Raw genomic sequence first — 14,437 nt, 5'->3', positions numbered from 1 at the left:
GGAGAATCATGACCACCCCGACCACCCCTGCGCAGACGAGACCCGCCGGCACCTGGCGGTTCTTCGCCTACAGCGCCATCGGGATCGTCATGTTCTTCGTTCCCGTCACGATCGCCGGGGTCTCGACGATCCCGCTCGACCACATCGTCACGGCCATCCGCACGTTCGCGGGCCCGGTCGTGCCGTTCATCGTCGTCGCCCTCATCCTCCTCGGGGCCGTTCGCCCCTTCGTCACCGGCACGTGGAAGTCGTCGGTGACGAAGGGGATCTTCGCGGTCCTCGGCGTCGCCGGCCTCGTCGTCGCCGTCCTCATCCTCACCGCCCCGCCCGCCTGGCTCGCCGCCGAGGACATCGGCCCGTTCCTCTGGGACAAACTCGTCATCCCCGTCGGCCTCATCGTCCCCGTCGGCGCGATCTTCCTCGCCCTCCTCGTCGGGTACGGGCTCATGGAGTTCATCGGCGTCCTCGTCCAGCCGATCATGCGCCCGGTGTTCAGGACGCCGGGCCGGTCGGCCATCGACGCCGTCGCCTCGTTCGTCGGCAGCTACTCCCTCGGTCTGCTCATCACCAACCGGGTCTACAAGGAGGGCAAGTACACGGCGCGGGAGGCCGCGATCATCGCGACCGGGTTCTCGACCGTGTCGGCGACGTTCATGATCGTCGTCGCCAAGACGCTCGACCTCATGGACCACTGGCTCCTCTACTTCTTCTTCACCCTCGTCGTCACGTTCGTCGTCACGGCCGTCACCGTCCACCTGCCGCCGCTGCGATCGATCCCCGACACGTACTTCCCGGGGGCGACCCCGCAGCCGGAGGAGACGGTGACGAAGCACCGCTTCCGCATTGCGTGGCGGGAGGCGAAGGCGACGCTCGCCGAGACGCCGAGCCTCGGCCGCAACCTCTGGCTCAACTTCCGCGACGGTCTGCTCATGGCCGCCTCGATCCTGCCCTCGATCCTCTCCGTCGGACTCATCGGCCTGCTCCTGGCGAAGTACACGCCGATCTTCGACTGGCTCGGGTGGATCTTCGTGCCCTTCACGTGGGTCACGCAGCTCTCCGATCCCGTGCTCGCCGGCAAGGCCTCGGCGCTCGGACTCGTCGAGATGTTCCTGCCGGCCACCCAGGTCGCCGGCTCCGACGACCTCGTGCTGCGCTTCACGATCGCCGTCGTCTCAGTCGCCGCGATCATCTTCTTCTCCGCGATGGTGCCCTCGATCCTCGCCACGGAGATCCCGATCTCCGTCGGCGCGCTCGTCATCATCTGGTTCGAACGCGTCGTCCTCACCATCCTCATCGCCGCCCCGCTCGCCCACCTGCTGCTCTGACAGCGACTACGCTGTGAACGCCCGTCCCACCGACCATCCATCCGCCACCTGTTTCCCACCCCGACGAAAGGCCCAGCGATGTCCGCTGTCATCGATCTCGACCCCGATACCCTCACCTTCGCCGACGTCGTCGACGTCGCCCGCCACGATGCGAAGGTGGCCCTGAGCGAGACGACCCTGGCTCGCGTCGGCACGTATCGGGAGGCGATCGATGCGCTCGCTGCCGCGCCGAAGCCCGTCTACGGCGTCTCGACCGGTTTCGGGGCGCTCGCCCAGCGGCACATCCCCGCCGAGCTGCGCACCCAGCTGCAGAAGTCGCTCATCCGCTCCCATGCCGCCGGTGTCGGCGCCCCCGTCGAGCGCGAGGTCGTGCGGGCGCTCATGCTCCTGCGCGCCCGGACACTGGCGACCGGACGCACCGGTGTCCGCGCCGAGGTGCTCCAGACCTACGTCGACCTGCTCAATGCCGGAATCACCCCCGTCGTCCACGAATACGGGTCCCTCGGGTGCTCCGGTGACCTCGCGCCGCTGTCGGCGTGTGCGCTCGTCGTCATGGGCGAGGGCGTCGCCGAAGGCCCCGACGGCGTCGCCGGGCCCGCCGATGAGATCCTCGCGCAGGCCGGGATCACCCCAGTCACGCTCGCCGAGAAGGAGGGGCTCGCACTCGTCAACGGCACCGACGGCATGCTCGGCATGCTCATCATGGCCCTCACCGACCTCGAGAGCCTGCTCACCGCCGTCGACGTGTCCGCGGCGATGAGCATCGAAGGGCTCTTCGGCACCGACGCTGTCTTCGCCCCCGAACTCCACTACCCGCTGCGCCCCCACGACGGTCAGGCCGCCTCGGCGTCCAACATGCTCGCCGCCCTCCACGGGTCGGGCATCACCGCGAGCCACCGGGATTCGACCCACCTCGTCCAGGACGCGTACTCGATGCGCTGCGCCCCGCAGGTCAACGGCGCCGCCCGCGACGCCGTCGCCTTCGCCACTCAGGTCGCCGAACGCGAACTGCGGGCCGCGATCGACAACCCCGTCGTCCTCACCAACGGCATGGTCTCCTCGAACGGCAACTTCCACGGCGCGCCCTTGGCCCACGCGCTGGACTTCCTCGCGATCGTCGCCGCCGATGTCGCCTCGATGGCCGAACGCCGCACCGACCGCCTCATGGACGTCGCCCGCAACCAGGGGCTCACCCCGTTCCTCGCCGACGACGCCGGAGTCGACTCCGGTCTGATGATCGCCCACTACACGCAGGCGGCCATGGTCTCCGAGGCCAAGCGCAATGCCGCCCCCGCCTCGGTCGACTCGATCCCGTCCTCGGCGATGCAGGAGGACCACGTGTCGATGGGCTGGTCGGCGGCACGCAAGCTGCGCCAGGTCGTCGACAACCTCGCGAGCGTCATCGGCATCGAGCTCTATGCGGCATCCCGGGCCTGCGACATGCGCGAGGCTGATCCGGCCCCGGTCACCGGCGCCGTCATCGCCGCAATCCGGGAGACCGTGCCCGGTCCCGGCCCCGACCGGTTCCTCTCCCCGGAACTCGCCGAGACCATCGCGAAGGTCAAAGACGGATCCCTCGTCGCCGCCGCCGAGGCGGTCACCCCGCTCGCCCACACCGTCACCGCGGCCGCCGGCACCTGGCAGCCCGTGGGCGGCGGCCCGGCCGTCAACGATCCCGACTTCACCGCGCTCGGCAACCTCGAGGCCGCCGCCGAGGCCTCGGGCACGGCCGCGGCGACGACCGAATACCACGAGGACAAGTGAGATGAGCGACGTCGTCTCCCTCCTCGCCCAGATCGCCGACACCGGTCGGGATCCGCGCGGACCCGGGTACCAGCGGCCCGGGTTCTCCGCCACGGAACGGGAGCTGCGCACGTGGTTCCTCGCCGAGGCGGACCGCCGCGGCCTCGACACCGAGATCGACGCGAACGGCATCACGTGGGCGTGGGCGACCGCACCGGGCGACGACGCCGTCGTCACCGGCTCCCACCTCGACTCCGTCCCCGGCGGCGGGGCGTTCGACGGGCCGCTCGGGGTCGCCTCGGCGCTCGCTGCCTTCGACGACCTCAAGGCCTCCGGGGCACTCGACTCCGCCGGCCGTCCGCTCGCGCTCGCCGTCTTCCCTGAGGAGGAGGGGTCGCGGTTCGGGGTCGCCTGCCTCGGCTCGCGGCTCATCACCGGTGCGATCGACTCCGCGCGGGCTCTGGACTTAAGGGACGCGAACGGTGACACCTTCGCCGATGTCGCCCGCGGCTACGGCCTCGACCCCGAACGCATGGGCGCGGACCCACAGCGGCTGCAGGGCATCGGCTCGTTCATCGAACTCCACGTCGAACAGGGCATCGGGCTGGCCGGCACTGATCAGGCTGTGGCCATCGGCACCTCCATCATCGGACACGGTCGGTGGCACTTCGCGTTCGCCGGTCAGGGCAACCACGCGGGGACGACCCCGATGAGCCACCGCGCCGACCCCGTGGTCGCGGCCTCCCGCGTGATCGGCGACATTCCGACCCTAGCGGCCGCCACTGACGCGACTGCCGTCGCCACCGTCGGGCGCACCCTCATCCATCCGGGCGGGACGAACGTCATCGCCTCGGGCATGAGCTTCTGGCTCGACATCCGCCACGAGGACGATGGCGTCGTCGAGCAGGTGCTCGAGGCGATCACCGCCCGCGCCCGGGACCACGCCGCGGACACGGGTGTCAGGGTCGAGGTCTCGCAGGAGTCGTACTCCCCGACGACGCGCTTCACCGCCGAGCTCAACGACCGGCTGCGCGCGGTGCTCCCCACCGCGCCGATGCTGCCCTCGGGGGCCGGCCACGACGCGGGCATCCTCGCCCCGCACGTGCCCTCGGCGATGCTCTACGTCCGCAATCCGACCGGCGTCTCGCACGCGCCGGAAGAGGCCTGCGAGGACGATGATGCGCGGGCGGGCGTCGACGCGCTCGTCGCCGTCCTCGAGGGCGAACTCGGCGTCGGCGGTGACCGATGAGCACCGCATTCTGGTGCGCGTCGGCCTGGGTCGACGGCGCGGTCGCCACCGGCGTCCTCCTCACCGTCGATGACACGGGCACGCTCACCGCGGTCGACACCGGCATCGCCGTCCCGCCGGAGGGCGCCGAGGTGGTCCCCGGTCTCGTCCTCCCCGGCGGAGTCAACGCCCACTCCCATGCGTTCCACCGGATGCTGCGCGGTCGCACCCACGGTGACGGCGGCACGTTCTGGACATGGCGGGAGGTCATGTACTCGATCGCCGGCCGACTGACCCCGGAGAACTACGAAACCGTGGCCCGGGCCGTCTTCGCGGAGATGCTCGCCGGCGGGTACACCGCGGTCGGCGAGTTCCACTACGTCCACCACGCGCCCGACGGCACCCCCTACGGCACGGAGTCCGGCTCTGCCCCGCACGCGATGGAGCGGGCGCTGGCCCGGGCGGCCGCCTCGGCGGGCATCCGGATCCGCCTCCTCGACACCGCCTACCTCACCGGCGGCATCGGTGCCGAACTGAGCCGTGAGCAGGCGCGCTTCGGCGATGGGACGATCGCCGGTTACCTCGAGCGGCACGCGCGCCTCGGTGAGGATCTCGCCGCCGAGTTCCCCGTCGGCGCACCCGGGGAGAGCTTCGTCCACCTCGGTGCCGCGATCCATTCGGTGCGTGCGGTCGCCGCCGCGGACCTGCCGCGCTTCACCGAACTGTCCGGACCGCTGCACGTCCACCTCTCCGAGCAGCCCGCGGAGAACGAGGCGTCGGTCGCGGCCTACGGGACGACGCCGACACAGGTCCTCGCCCGGGCCGGGGTCGTGAGCGAGTCGCTCTCACCTGTCCATGCGACGCATCTGTCCGAGGCCGACATCGCGACGCTCGGGCAGGGTGCGACGACGATCGTCATGTGCCCGTGCACGGAGGCCGACCTCGCCGACGGGATCGGCCCGGCCCGGGAGCTCGCCGAGGCGGGGGCGACGATCGCGCTCGGCTCCGACCAGCACGTCGTCCTCGATGCTCTGAGGGAGACGCAGGGACTCGAGGCCGGGGAGCGGCTGCGCAGCGGCCAGCGCGGTCGGTTCTCTCCGGCCGAGCTCATCGCCGCCCTGACGACCGGGGGTGCCCGCAGCCTCGCTCTGCCCGTCGGCGAACTCGTCCCCGGTGCGGCGTGCGACTTCATCGCCGTGACCACCGACAGCATGCGGACGATGGGGTCGCTGGGCGAGCAGATCGTCCTCACCGCCACCGCCGAAGACATTCGCATGACGGTGAGCGGCGGCATCGTCCGCATCCGCGACGGCGTCCACACCGAGCTCGGGCCGATCGCCGATCTCTACGCCGCGGCGTTCGACGCCCTGGGAATGGCGACGGCTGCGCCCCAGGCCCATGTGTCCGGGACGGCTGGCTGAGTCGTGGCTGAGGTTCCCGCACTGCGCCGCTCGGTGGCGATCCTGCGCCATCTGGCGGCGTCGAACCGGGCGATCTCCGCGGGTGCCCTCGTGCGCGCCCTCGACCTGCCGCGCTCGAGCGTCTACGAGCTGCTCGCGGTCCTCGAGGAGCTCGGCCTGGTCGTCCGCACCGAACCGGGGTTCGTCCTCGGGCCCGGCGTCCACGAACTCGGCAGCTCGTACCTGCGGATGAATCCGCTCCAGCGGCTCGCCCAGCCGGTCGTGCGCCAGCTCGCCGAAGACACGGCGGCGACGGCGCAGCTCGCCGTCATCCGCGGGTGGGAGACGGTGTACGTGCTCAAGGAGCAGTCGCTGAAGTCCGTCGCCGTCGTCACCGCGACCGGGGTGCGGATGCCGAGCTACCTCACGGCCACCGGGCGGGCGATCCTCGCCCAGCTGCCGAAGTCCGAGGTGCTCGCGATGTTCCAGTCCGAGTCCGCCTTCGTCACCCGCACAGGACAGGGCCCGACGTCGGTGCGGCAGCTGAGCGCCCTGCTCGCGCAGACCAGGCGCGCCGGGTGGGCGATCGAACACGGGGAGGTGACGCCGGGCATCGCGACGCTCGCCGCCCCCGTCTACGATGTGCTCTCCCGCCCGATCGCCGCGATCGGGCTCTCCGTGCCCGCGCCCGAAGCGCCGTCCGCCGGAACCGGTGAAGCCTCCGGGGCCGGGGACGCCACCGCGACGCCCGAGATGCCCGACGACCTCGTCGATCGGGTGCTCGCCGCTGCCGCCGAGGTCACCGCGAAGCTGCGCTGACCGCGAAGCTGAGGTCACCGCGTTCGCCGGGCACCGCCTCGGCGATCGTCCGCGCTGACATCCGCCACCGATGAACGGCGGTTACACTGTGCCCACCCCAGACCGCAGCGGAGCCGACCGAGGGTTCGCGCGAGACCCAGGAGCAGGCATGGAATCCCCACATCTGACAATGTTCGGCAGCGACGCCGGACGCGCTCGCGAGATCCTCGAGGTGCTCGCCCGCTACGGCATCGCCGAACGATCCGCGCGCACGCTCGCCGCCGCGGACGGCAGCACGAACCTCGCGACGAAGTTCGCCGATCCCGACCTCGTCACACTCGAGCCCGGCGCGCGGCTCACCGCGGCGTTCACCGAACTCGGGACGACCTGGATCAAACTCGGCCAGTCGTTGAGCATGCGCGCCGACCTCGTGGGCGCCGATATCGCCGAGGCGCTGTCCGGGCTCCAAGCCGAAGTGCCGGCCGATCCGCCGGGCAGGGCGAAGGAGCGGGTCGAGGCCGACCTCGGTGCCCCGGTGAGCGAACTCTTCACCTCCTTCGATGTCGAGCCCTTCGCCTCGGGGTCGGTGGCGCAGGCGCATCACGCGGTGCTCAAGGACGGCACCCCGGCCGTCGTCAAGGTCCTCCACTCCGGGGCCGAGGAGAAGGTCCGCGGCGACCTCGACCTCATGAAGAAGGTCGCGCGGTTCGTCGAATCCGCGGACCCGGAGCTCGCGCGCTTCAACCCGGCGCAGATGGTCGACGAATTCGCCGAGATGATGAGCCAGGCAATGGACCTGACCAACGAGCTGCGGGCGATGCAGCGCTTCGCCCGAGAGCTCGCCGAACTCGACTGGCTGCTCGTGCCCACGCCCTACCCGGAGCTCAGCGCGACCGGGGTGCTGACGATGGAGCAGATGCCGGGCGTCCAGACGAAGACCAGCGCCGATGTCACGGGCGCCGGGTGGAGTGTCGACGATCTCACGAAGCACGTGACGAACGCGTGGATGACGATGATCTTCGACAACGGCCTCTATCACGCCGACCCGCATCCGGGGAACTTCCTCATCCCCGATGCCGAGCATGTCGTCCTTCTCGACTACGGGGATGTCGGCTACCTCGCCGGCCCGCGGCGCAACGACGTCATCCGCCTCCTCACCGCCGTCGTCGGACGTGACGTCTCCGACCTCACCGACATCCTCCTCATCGTCTGCAACGCCCCCGCCTCGACGGATGTCAAAGACCTCGAGATGGCCGTCGACAAGTGGATGGCGCAGTACCTGCCCGAGGACACGGCGTCGACGGACATCGACCTCAATGCCGCGATGACCGCGTGCATGCAGCTGCTCCACGACAAGGAGCTGAGCTTCCCGAGCGACCTGGCGATGCTCGTGCGCGTCATGGGGCGGCTCGAGGGCTTCGGCATCCAGCTCGGCAGCACCGTGACAATGGAGGAGTACCTCGGGCCGTACCTGCGTGAGCACATGATCAGGGAGAACAGTCCGAAGAAGATGCTCGAGCGGCTCGTGCGGTCGACGACGAGCTGGACTCGGATGGCCCGTGAGCTGCCCCGCGACATCGAGATCCTCGTTCAGCAGCTGCGCAAGGGCGAGACCCGGTTGGAGATCAACCTGCGCGACCCCGAAGAGCTCACCGACAAGCTCATCGACGGCCTCATGGCGTCATCGTCGCTGCTCGCCGCCTCGCAGCTGCTGGCGAACCGGACGGGACCGACGGTCAAGGGCGTCTCGATCGCCGGTCTCGCCGCGGCCGGGGTCTCCGTGGTGACGTGGCGGAACCTCACGGTCCGGCGCAACAGCCACATCACCGTCACCGAGGAGCTCATGAAGCTGGCCCGCCGCGTGCGGTGAGGGCGCGTGCGATGAGGCCGCCAGCGGCTGCCACACTGATTCTGCGCCAGGTCCATGGCGAAAACAGAGCCCAGATCGCCATGGACCTGGCACACAATCACCGCGGACGCGGCGCAGACTGCCCGGCGCCGCTCCAGGCTGACTCAGCTCTGGGACTTCAGGCCGTCACTGGCCGTCGTCGATGAGGGTGAGCAGCTCCTTCGCCGCTTTCTCGATCTCGGCGTGCTTGTACTCCCCGGCACGCGATTCTGCGGCGATGACTCCGGCCCGGTGGACGACGACGAAGTCGCCGTAGGGGAACGAGTAGGCCTTCTTCGTGCGCGGGTCAGCCGACTCGTCGATGCCGAGGTGCCACTTCGCGTAGGCGTCCCACCCGTTGTTGGAGATGAAGACGTCCTCGTCCTCGGCGCTGGGGCGATCCTTCGACCAGTCTCCGCGATCGTTGCGATCGACCTTGCCGTCTCGGATGAGGGTGCGCGCCTGTTCGACGCCCTGGGTGTTCACTGCGATCGACATGCGGGTACTCTAACGCTCCCATCGGGCACTGACCACCCTGTGGACGCCGCCACGGCATCCGGCGGCGTAGACTGCGAGCATGCGCAACGCCGGACTCACCTGGTGGTGGCTGCCTTCCGACGCAGCCGACTGACGCATACCCGCGGGCTGCATGGCAGCCCGCATCCGACGTGGGACTCTCCGTGCGACCCGTGCCGCCGACACCGCACTCGCACACCCTGAGGAGAACACCCATGGATTCCTATTCCGCGACCCTTGATCGCATGCCGCAGCTGCGCGCCGACATCGACGACCACCCGCAGAGATTCCGGATGCTCACCGGCGAACGACCCACCGGCCGGCTGCACCTCGGACACCTCTTCGGGTCGATCCTCGAACGTGTCGCCCTGCAGGACCGGGGAATCGAGACGTTCATCGTCCTCGCGGACTATCAGGTCATCACCGATCGGGCGACCTCGGCGAACGTCGCCGACCACGTCCGGGAGGCGATCATCGACTACGTCGCAGCGGGCATCGACCCGGCACGGACGACGATCTTCACCCACTCGGCGATCCCCGCACTCAACCAGCTGATTCTGCCGTTCCTCAGCCTCGTCACCGACAGCGAGCTGCGACGCAACCCCACCGTCAAAGCTGAACTCGCCGCTTCGGATCGGCCCCTGAGCGGACTGCTGCTCACCTATCCCGTTCACCAGGCCGCCGACATCCTCTTCTGCAAGGGCAGCCTCGTTCCCGTCGGCAAGGACAACCTGCCGCACGTGGAGATCACCCGCACGATCGCCCGGCGATTCAACGACCGCTACGACCGGGTGTTCCCCGAACCCGAGGCGATGCTCACGACGACCCCGGAGCTGCCCGGCCTCGACGGGCGGAAGATGTCGAAGAGCTACGGCAACGCCATCTCGCTGGGGATGAGCGCCGATGAGACGGCGCAGGCGATCCGGAAGGCCCCGACCGATGCCGAGCGGACGATCACGTTCGATCCGGAGAACCGTCCGGGGATCGGGGCGCTGCTGACGACCGCGGCCGTGTGCTCGGGTCGGACGCCCCAGGCCATCGCCGCGGAGATCGGTGAGGCCGGTGCGGGTGCCCTCAAAGCGCTCACCGCCGAGGCGGTCAACGAGTTCCTCACCGACCATCGTCAGCGCCGTGCCGAGCTGGCCGCGGATCGGGGTGCGGTCGAGGCGATCCTCGCCGCCGGCAACGAGCGGGCTCAGGTCATCGCCGAGGCGACCCTCGACGAAGTGCGCACCGCGATGGGGATGGATTACGGGCGCAGGTGAGCGGTCGTGGCCTCCCGCGCCCGGCGGCGCAGGAGGACGGCGACCTCGAGGTGCTTCGTGTGCGGGAACATGTCGAAGACGCGGGCTCGGGTGACCTCGTAGCTCGGCATCCGGTCGAGGTCCGCGGCCAGGGTGAGCGGATTGCAGCTCGAATAGACGATGTGCTCGACCCCGGAGTCCTCGAGCACGGTCGACAGCCGCGATCCGATCCCGCGCCGAGGCGGATTGACGATGATCGCGTCCGGGCGCTCCCCGGCACCGAGGCGGGTCTCAGCAACCTCGGTGGCATCCCCCGCGACGAACTCCGTGACGTCGGCGACGCCGAGTTCGGCGGCACTGAGCTTCGCCGACTCGATCGCCTGGTCGCTGATCTCGATGCCGGTGATGCGCCTCGGCGCCGGCCTGCCATCGCCGCTGCCGGACGCGCTCCACAGGGCGAAGCCGCCGACCCCGCAGTAGAGGTCCCACAGCGCGGCCGGGGCGATCTCGTCGACCCAGTCCGCGACCTGATCGCAGAGCGCGGTCGCGACCCCGGTGTTCGTCTGGAAGAAGCTCTGCGGCCGCAGGTGGAGGTCGACGCGCTCGAGGTTCATCCGCAGCGATTCGCCGACGAGCATGACCTCCCGACTGCCCTCAAGAGCCGCCTTGTGCTCGGGGAGGAGGTTGACGGAGACGACGGTCGCCTGCGGGATCGCCGCGCGCAGCGCCGCGGTCCTGGAGGCGATGACCTCGAGTCCGAACTGCGAGCGGACGACGAAGCGGACCATGAGCTCCCCCGAGGGCGCCGCGGTGACGTGGACGAACTTCAGCTCACCTCGGCGGGCGGAGACATCGTAGGGGTCGAGGCCGGTCGCGTCGAGGAAGTCGGCGAGCACGGGGATGACAGCACGGATCGTCGGCACCTGGATCCCGCAGTCGCGCAGGTCGACGCCGTGGAAGTCCCCATCGAGGATGCCGAGCGTCACCGCACCCGCAGCCCCGCCGACGGCGAGTTTCGCCCGGTTGCGGAAGTCATGGTCGGGACCCGAGGCGGCCGGCAGCCACTCAGCGGGGGCTTGGGCGGCGAGGACCTCGCGGCACCAGGCCTCCTTATCCGTGATCTGCTCGTCGTGCGGGGTGCCGAGCAGGGCGCACGACCGGCACCGGTCGGCCTCGAAGTAGTGGCAGACCAGGCGTCCGTCCACGGTCGTGGCAGGAGTGAGCGGCAGCGTGGTCATGCCTGCCATTTTACGCGGCAGCGTCGCCGGCCCCCGGCGGGAGTGGGCTCAGCCCTCCGCGGTCGCACTCTTCATCGCATCGTAGGCGGCGAGCGCGGCATGACGGGACTCGCCGAGGTCGACGAGCGGCTCGCCCGCGTCCCCCGACTCACCGAGCCACCGCCTCACGTACACCCCGTCGGGGTCGAAGCGGACCCGCTGCCGCTCGGGATTGAAGACCCGGAAGAAGGGGGAGGCGTCGGCACCGCACCCGGCGACCCACTGCCAGGACACGGGATTGTTCGCCTCATCGGCGTCGACGAGGGTGTCCCAGAACCACTGCTCCCCGGACTGCCAGGCCAGCAGCAGGTTCTTCGTCAGCAGGCTCGCCACGACCATCCGGACCCGGTTGTGCATCCACCCGGTCTCCCACAGCTGCCGCATCCCTGCGTCGACGAGTGCGATCCCCGTCCGTCCCGCCTGCCACGCGTGCAGCGCCTCGTCATCGTCCTCGTAGGGGAAGTGCGCGAACTCCGGCCGCATCGGCTGCCAGTCGAGGTCGGGCACATGGTGGGTGAGGTGCCATGCGAACTCCCGCCAGTACAGCTGCCGCACCCACGCCTGCCGATCCGCCGCCCCCACCTCGGCGAGGTCCGCGACGGCGGTGAGGAGCTGCCGCGGCGAGACCTCACCGAACCGCAGGCGCGGCGACAGTGCCGATGTCCCCTGAGGATCCCCGGGCACGTCCCGGTCTTCGGCGTAGCCGTCGATGCGCTCGCCGAGGCGGTCGAGCGCCTCCGCGGCAGCGACGACTCCCGGTGTCCAGTGGGCGGCCACCGTGTCCGTCCACCACAGAAACCCGCCCGACCCGGTGTTGGAGGCCGGATCACCGGCCACGACGTCGAGCAGACCAAGGTCGGTGATGGCGGTGAGGAGGTGGGGACTGTCCTGCCGGACGCGGGCGAGGCGCACGGCGGTCGCCGCACTCAGTGACTGCGCCTCGATGACCGGCAGCGGCAGGTCGACGGGGACCTCCCGGGCGGCGTTCCAGAACGGGGTGAAGACCTTGTAGTGCTCACTCGCCGAGGACGGTGTGACCTCCCATGGTTCGACGAGAAGCGCGCCCCGCGAGCCCTCCGCCGCGATGCCGCGTGCGCTCAGCGTGCCGGCGACGACCTCGTCGAGGGCGTGGGAGGCCGGGGCATAGCGGCGCGACCAGCGCACCGTCGTCGCCCCAAGACCCTCGGCGACGTCGGGGATGATGTCGGCGGCAGTCCCCGCAGCGAGGAGCAGCGGGATGCCGAGCGACTCGAGTTCCCCCTCGAGGACCTCGAGGGATTCGTGGGCCCACCAGCGCGCTGCCGCCCCGAGCGGGCGCGGTCCGCGGCCCTCGGCATCCCGGGTCTCACGGATCCAGATCGCCACGACATCGCCGGCTTCACGGGCGGCGGTGAGCGCCTCGTGGTCGGCGACGCGCAGATCGTCGCGGAACCAGACGAGGGTGAGGGGGTGGGAGGCCATGACAGGGATTATCGCACTGTCGCAGACCACGCAGAGCGACCGGTCGACCCGTCTCAGACCAGGGCGAAGCTGAGGACGAGGAAGAGGGCGAAGGAGATGACGGGGGTGAAGATCGCGACGGCCGTGGCGATGATCCCCTGCGTGCGGCCGCGGTCGGTGGCGGTCGCGATGATGCCCATGACGAGGCCGCTGAGCCCGGCCAGCGTGCACAGGCCCTGGAGAGCGAAGAGCGTCGTGCCGAGCACCGTCAGCCACGCCGGTGCGTCGGAGAAGTAGCGTCCGTTCGCGGCTTCGGCGGGTCCCGCGGTGGCCCCGAGGATCATCGAGGCGATGAGGGACAGTGCCGCAGCACCGAGGGTGAGCCCGAGCGCCCACTTCCCGAGCCGCGGCGACGGCGCACCCGCCACAGCGGATCCGGGCACTGGGTCGACAAGCCCGGTCACGGGGTCGACAGGCCCGGGCACTGGGGGTGCGGGCGTGCGGAGAGCGGAGGGGCCGGCCGGCATCTGCGCGGCCAGTTCGTCATCGGTGGGCTGCGGATACGAGAAGTTCGGCGAGGTCATGTCCCCGACGCTACGGAACCGCGTTCCCGGGGCACAGACGGCTTCCCGATGGGTGGGGTCGGGATAACCTCACTCCTTGATCGCGGCGATGAGGAAGCGCTTCTGCGTCACCTCGATCGGGCGGCGCTCGGCGGCGAGGCGCTCCAGACCGCCGAGGTGGTCGCCGACGACGAAGTCGGGCACGTCCCACGGCACGTAGGCGAGGTACTCGATGACGGCCTCGACGTCGGTGAAGCGCATCGTCCCCTGCCAGCGGCGGGCCGCTTCGACGCGCAGTCCCTGCTCCTCGACGGCGTCGACGCACGGTTCGAGCTGGATCTCCGGATGCTCGGGTTCCCCGCCGAACCAGTTGCGGAACTCGATCGCCTCGGTGCCGTCGACCTGCTGGGTGAGGAAGAGTCCGCCGGGGGAGAGGACACGGGCCACCTCGGCGATGTCATAGCTCTCATGCCGGTTCATCACGACGTCGAAGGACGCATCGGACCACGGCAGCGGCTCGCCGTCGCCGCTGTCGTAGTCGCTGACCTCGATCCCGAAGGGTTCGAGCGCGGCGGCGGCCACCGGCACGTTCGGCGCCCAGCCTTCGGTGGCGACGATCGAGAGGTCGGGCGCGGTCCCGGGGTGGCGGCCGCGGAAGCGCTTGACGAGGGCGATGAGGCGCTCGCCGCCTCCCGTGCCCATGTCGAGGACGGTGCTCGCGTCGTCCCAGGCCTCGAGGCACATCGTGTCGAAGTCCCACGGGGGGTCGTCGGCGACGAGGCGGCCCTCGAGGGCGGTGAAGTTCCACCCGGTCATGGCGGCGGTCTCGTGGATCCAGGTCCACCGGGAATGGCGTTCGGCCGGGGATTCGGCGCGAGCGCGGCTGCTGTCGGCGAATTCGGGCATTTCCACACTCCTTCGTCTGGCGTGGCGGCCGTCACTTCGAGCCTAGCCGAGTCCTCGTGCGATCCGAAGCACCGCAATGTTGCAATCGGTTCACGACCGTCCCGCCGGC

General features: G+C 70.3%; 12 protein-coding genes. 7 read left to right on the top strand and 5 right to left on the bottom strand.

Going from position 1 to position 14,437, the window contains the following annotated elements:
- Positions 1–8: 8 nt before the first annotated feature.
- From FFS20_RS06095 to FFS20_RS06070, 6 genes are all read left to right on the top strand, one after another.
- Positions 9–1,325 (top strand): YjiH family protein, encoded by a 1,317-nt coding sequence (locus FFS20_RS06095; RefSeq protein ID WP_137825025.1) that lies wholly within the window; start codon positions 9–11, stop codon positions 1,323–1,325.
- Between the two features lie 78 nt (positions 1,326–1,403).
- Positions 1,404–3,089 carry a histidine ammonia-lyase gene (hutH, locus tag FFS20_RS06090; protein ID WP_137825024.1) on the top strand — a complete coding sequence of 562 codons (1,686 nt, stop codon included), beginning with the start codon at positions 1,404–1,406 and terminating at the stop codon, positions 3,087–3,089.
- 1 nt (position 3,090) lies between these two features.
- Positions 3,091–4,317 carry an allantoate amidohydrolase gene (locus FFS20_RS06085; RefSeq protein WP_137825023.1) on the top strand — a complete coding sequence of 409 codons (1,227 nt, stop codon included), beginning with the start codon at positions 3,091–3,093 and terminating at the stop codon, positions 4,315–4,317.
- Positions 4,314–5,717 (top strand): formimidoylglutamate deiminase, encoded by a 1,404-nt coding sequence (locus FFS20_RS06080; RefSeq protein WP_137825022.1) that lies wholly within the window; start codon positions 4,314–4,316, stop codon positions 5,715–5,717. Before FFS20_RS06085 ends, FFS20_RS06080 begins: the two co-directional genes overlap by 4 nt.
- A 3-nt stretch (positions 5,718–5,720) precedes the next feature.
- A complete protein-coding gene (locus FFS20_RS06075) occupies positions 5,721–6,515 on the top strand; it encodes an IclR family transcriptional regulator (RefSeq protein ID WP_137825021.1) in 795 nt (264 codons plus the stop codon).
- A gap of 148 nt (positions 6,516–6,663) precedes the next feature.
- Complete coding sequence (locus FFS20_RS06070) at positions 6,664–8,364, top strand: AarF/UbiB family protein (protein ID WP_171007010.1); 1,701 nt, start codon at positions 6,664–6,666, stop codon at positions 8,362–8,364.
- Between the two features lie 165 nt (positions 8,365–8,529).
- Here the strand turns inward: FFS20_RS06070 and FFS20_RS06065 are convergent, their stop codons facing one another.
- Positions 8,530–8,880: a hypothetical protein gene (locus FFS20_RS06065; RefSeq protein ID WP_137825019.1), complete on the bottom strand. Its 351-nt coding sequence runs from the start codon at positions 8,878–8,880 to the stop codon at positions 8,530–8,532.
- Between the two features lie 233 nt (positions 8,881–9,113).
- Between FFS20_RS06065 and trpS the strand changes: the two genes are divergently transcribed.
- The gene (trpS, locus tag FFS20_RS06060; protein ID WP_137825018.1) at positions 9,114–10,163 is read left to right on the top strand and encodes a tryptophan--tRNA ligase; all 1,050 of its coding nucleotides are present in this window, start codon (positions 9,114–9,116) and stop codon (positions 10,161–10,163) included.
- Here trpS and FFS20_RS06055 read toward each other — a convergent pair.
- From FFS20_RS06055 to FFS20_RS06040, 4 genes are all read right to left on the bottom strand, one after another.
- Positions 10,148–11,380: a methyltransferase domain-containing protein gene (locus FFS20_RS06055; protein ID WP_137825017.1), complete on the bottom strand. Its 1,233-nt coding sequence runs from the start codon at positions 11,378–11,380 to the stop codon at positions 10,148–10,150. The genes trpS and FFS20_RS06055 overlap by 16 nt on opposite strands.
- A 48-nt stretch (positions 11,381–11,428) precedes the next feature.
- Positions 11,429–12,880, bottom strand: coding sequence for a deoxyribodipyrimidine photo-lyase (locus FFS20_RS06050; protein WP_137825016.1), 1,452 nt, complete (start codon positions 12,878–12,880; stop codon positions 11,429–11,431).
- Between the two features lie 53 nt (positions 12,881–12,933).
- Positions 12,934–13,443 (bottom strand): hypothetical protein, encoded by a 510-nt coding sequence (locus FFS20_RS06045; RefSeq protein ID WP_137825015.1) that lies wholly within the window; start codon positions 13,441–13,443, stop codon positions 12,934–12,936.
- A gap of 69 nt (positions 13,444–13,512) precedes the next feature.
- Positions 13,513–14,328, bottom strand: a complete 816-nt coding sequence (locus tag FFS20_RS06040) for a methyltransferase domain-containing protein (protein WP_137825014.1) — start codon at positions 14,326–14,328, stop codon at positions 13,513–13,515.
- Positions 14,329–14,437 lie beyond the last annotated feature (109 nt).

Origin of the sequence: Brevibacterium sp. 2SA, assembly GCF_005502845.1 — a bacterium.
Taxonomy (GTDB): domain Bacteria; phylum Actinomycetota; class Actinomycetes; order Actinomycetales; family Brevibacteriaceae; genus Brevibacterium.
This window is presented reverse-complemented; position numbering and strand designations above follow the sequence as displayed.

Excerpts from the sequence above, each read along its gene's own strand:
- FFS20_RS06095 (WP_137825025.1), top strand. The coding sequence starts at position 9 with ATGACCACCCCGACCACCCCTGCGCAGACGAGACCCGCCGGCACCTGG.
- hutH (WP_137825024.1), top strand. The coding sequence starts at position 1,404 with ATGTCCGCTGTCATCGATCTCGACCCCGATACCCTCACCTTCGCCGAC.
- FFS20_RS06085 (WP_137825023.1), top strand. The coding sequence starts at position 3,091 with ATGAGCGACGTCGTCTCCCTCCTCGCCCAGATCGCCGACACCGGTCGG.
- FFS20_RS06080 (WP_137825022.1), top strand. The coding sequence starts at position 4,314 with ATGAGCACCGCATTCTGGTGCGCGTCGGCCTGGGTCGACGGCGCGGTC.
- FFS20_RS06070 (WP_171007010.1), top strand. The coding sequence starts at position 6,664 with ATGGAATCCCCACATCTGACAATGTTCGGCAGCGACGCCGGACGCGCT.
- FFS20_RS06065 (WP_137825019.1), bottom strand. The coding sequence starts at position 8,880 with ATGTCGATCGCAGTGAACACCCAGGGCGTCGAACAGGCGCGCACCCTC.
- trpS (WP_137825018.1), top strand. The coding sequence starts at position 9,114 with ATGGATTCCTATTCCGCGACCCTTGATCGCATGCCGCAGCTGCGCGCC.
- FFS20_RS06055 (WP_137825017.1), bottom strand. The coding sequence starts at position 11,380 with ATGACCACGCTGCCGCTCACTCCTGCCACGACCGTGGACGGACGCCTG.
- FFS20_RS06050 (WP_137825016.1), bottom strand. The coding sequence starts at position 12,880 with ATGGCCTCCCACCCCCTCACCCTCGTCTGGTTCCGCGACGATCTGCGC.
- FFS20_RS06045 (WP_137825015.1), bottom strand. The coding sequence starts at position 13,443 with ATGACCTCGCCGAACTTCTCGTATCCGCAGCCCACCGATGACGAACTG.
- FFS20_RS06040 (WP_137825014.1), bottom strand. The coding sequence starts at position 14,328 with ATGCCCGAATTCGCCGACAGCAGCCGCGCTCGCGCCGAATCCCCGGCC.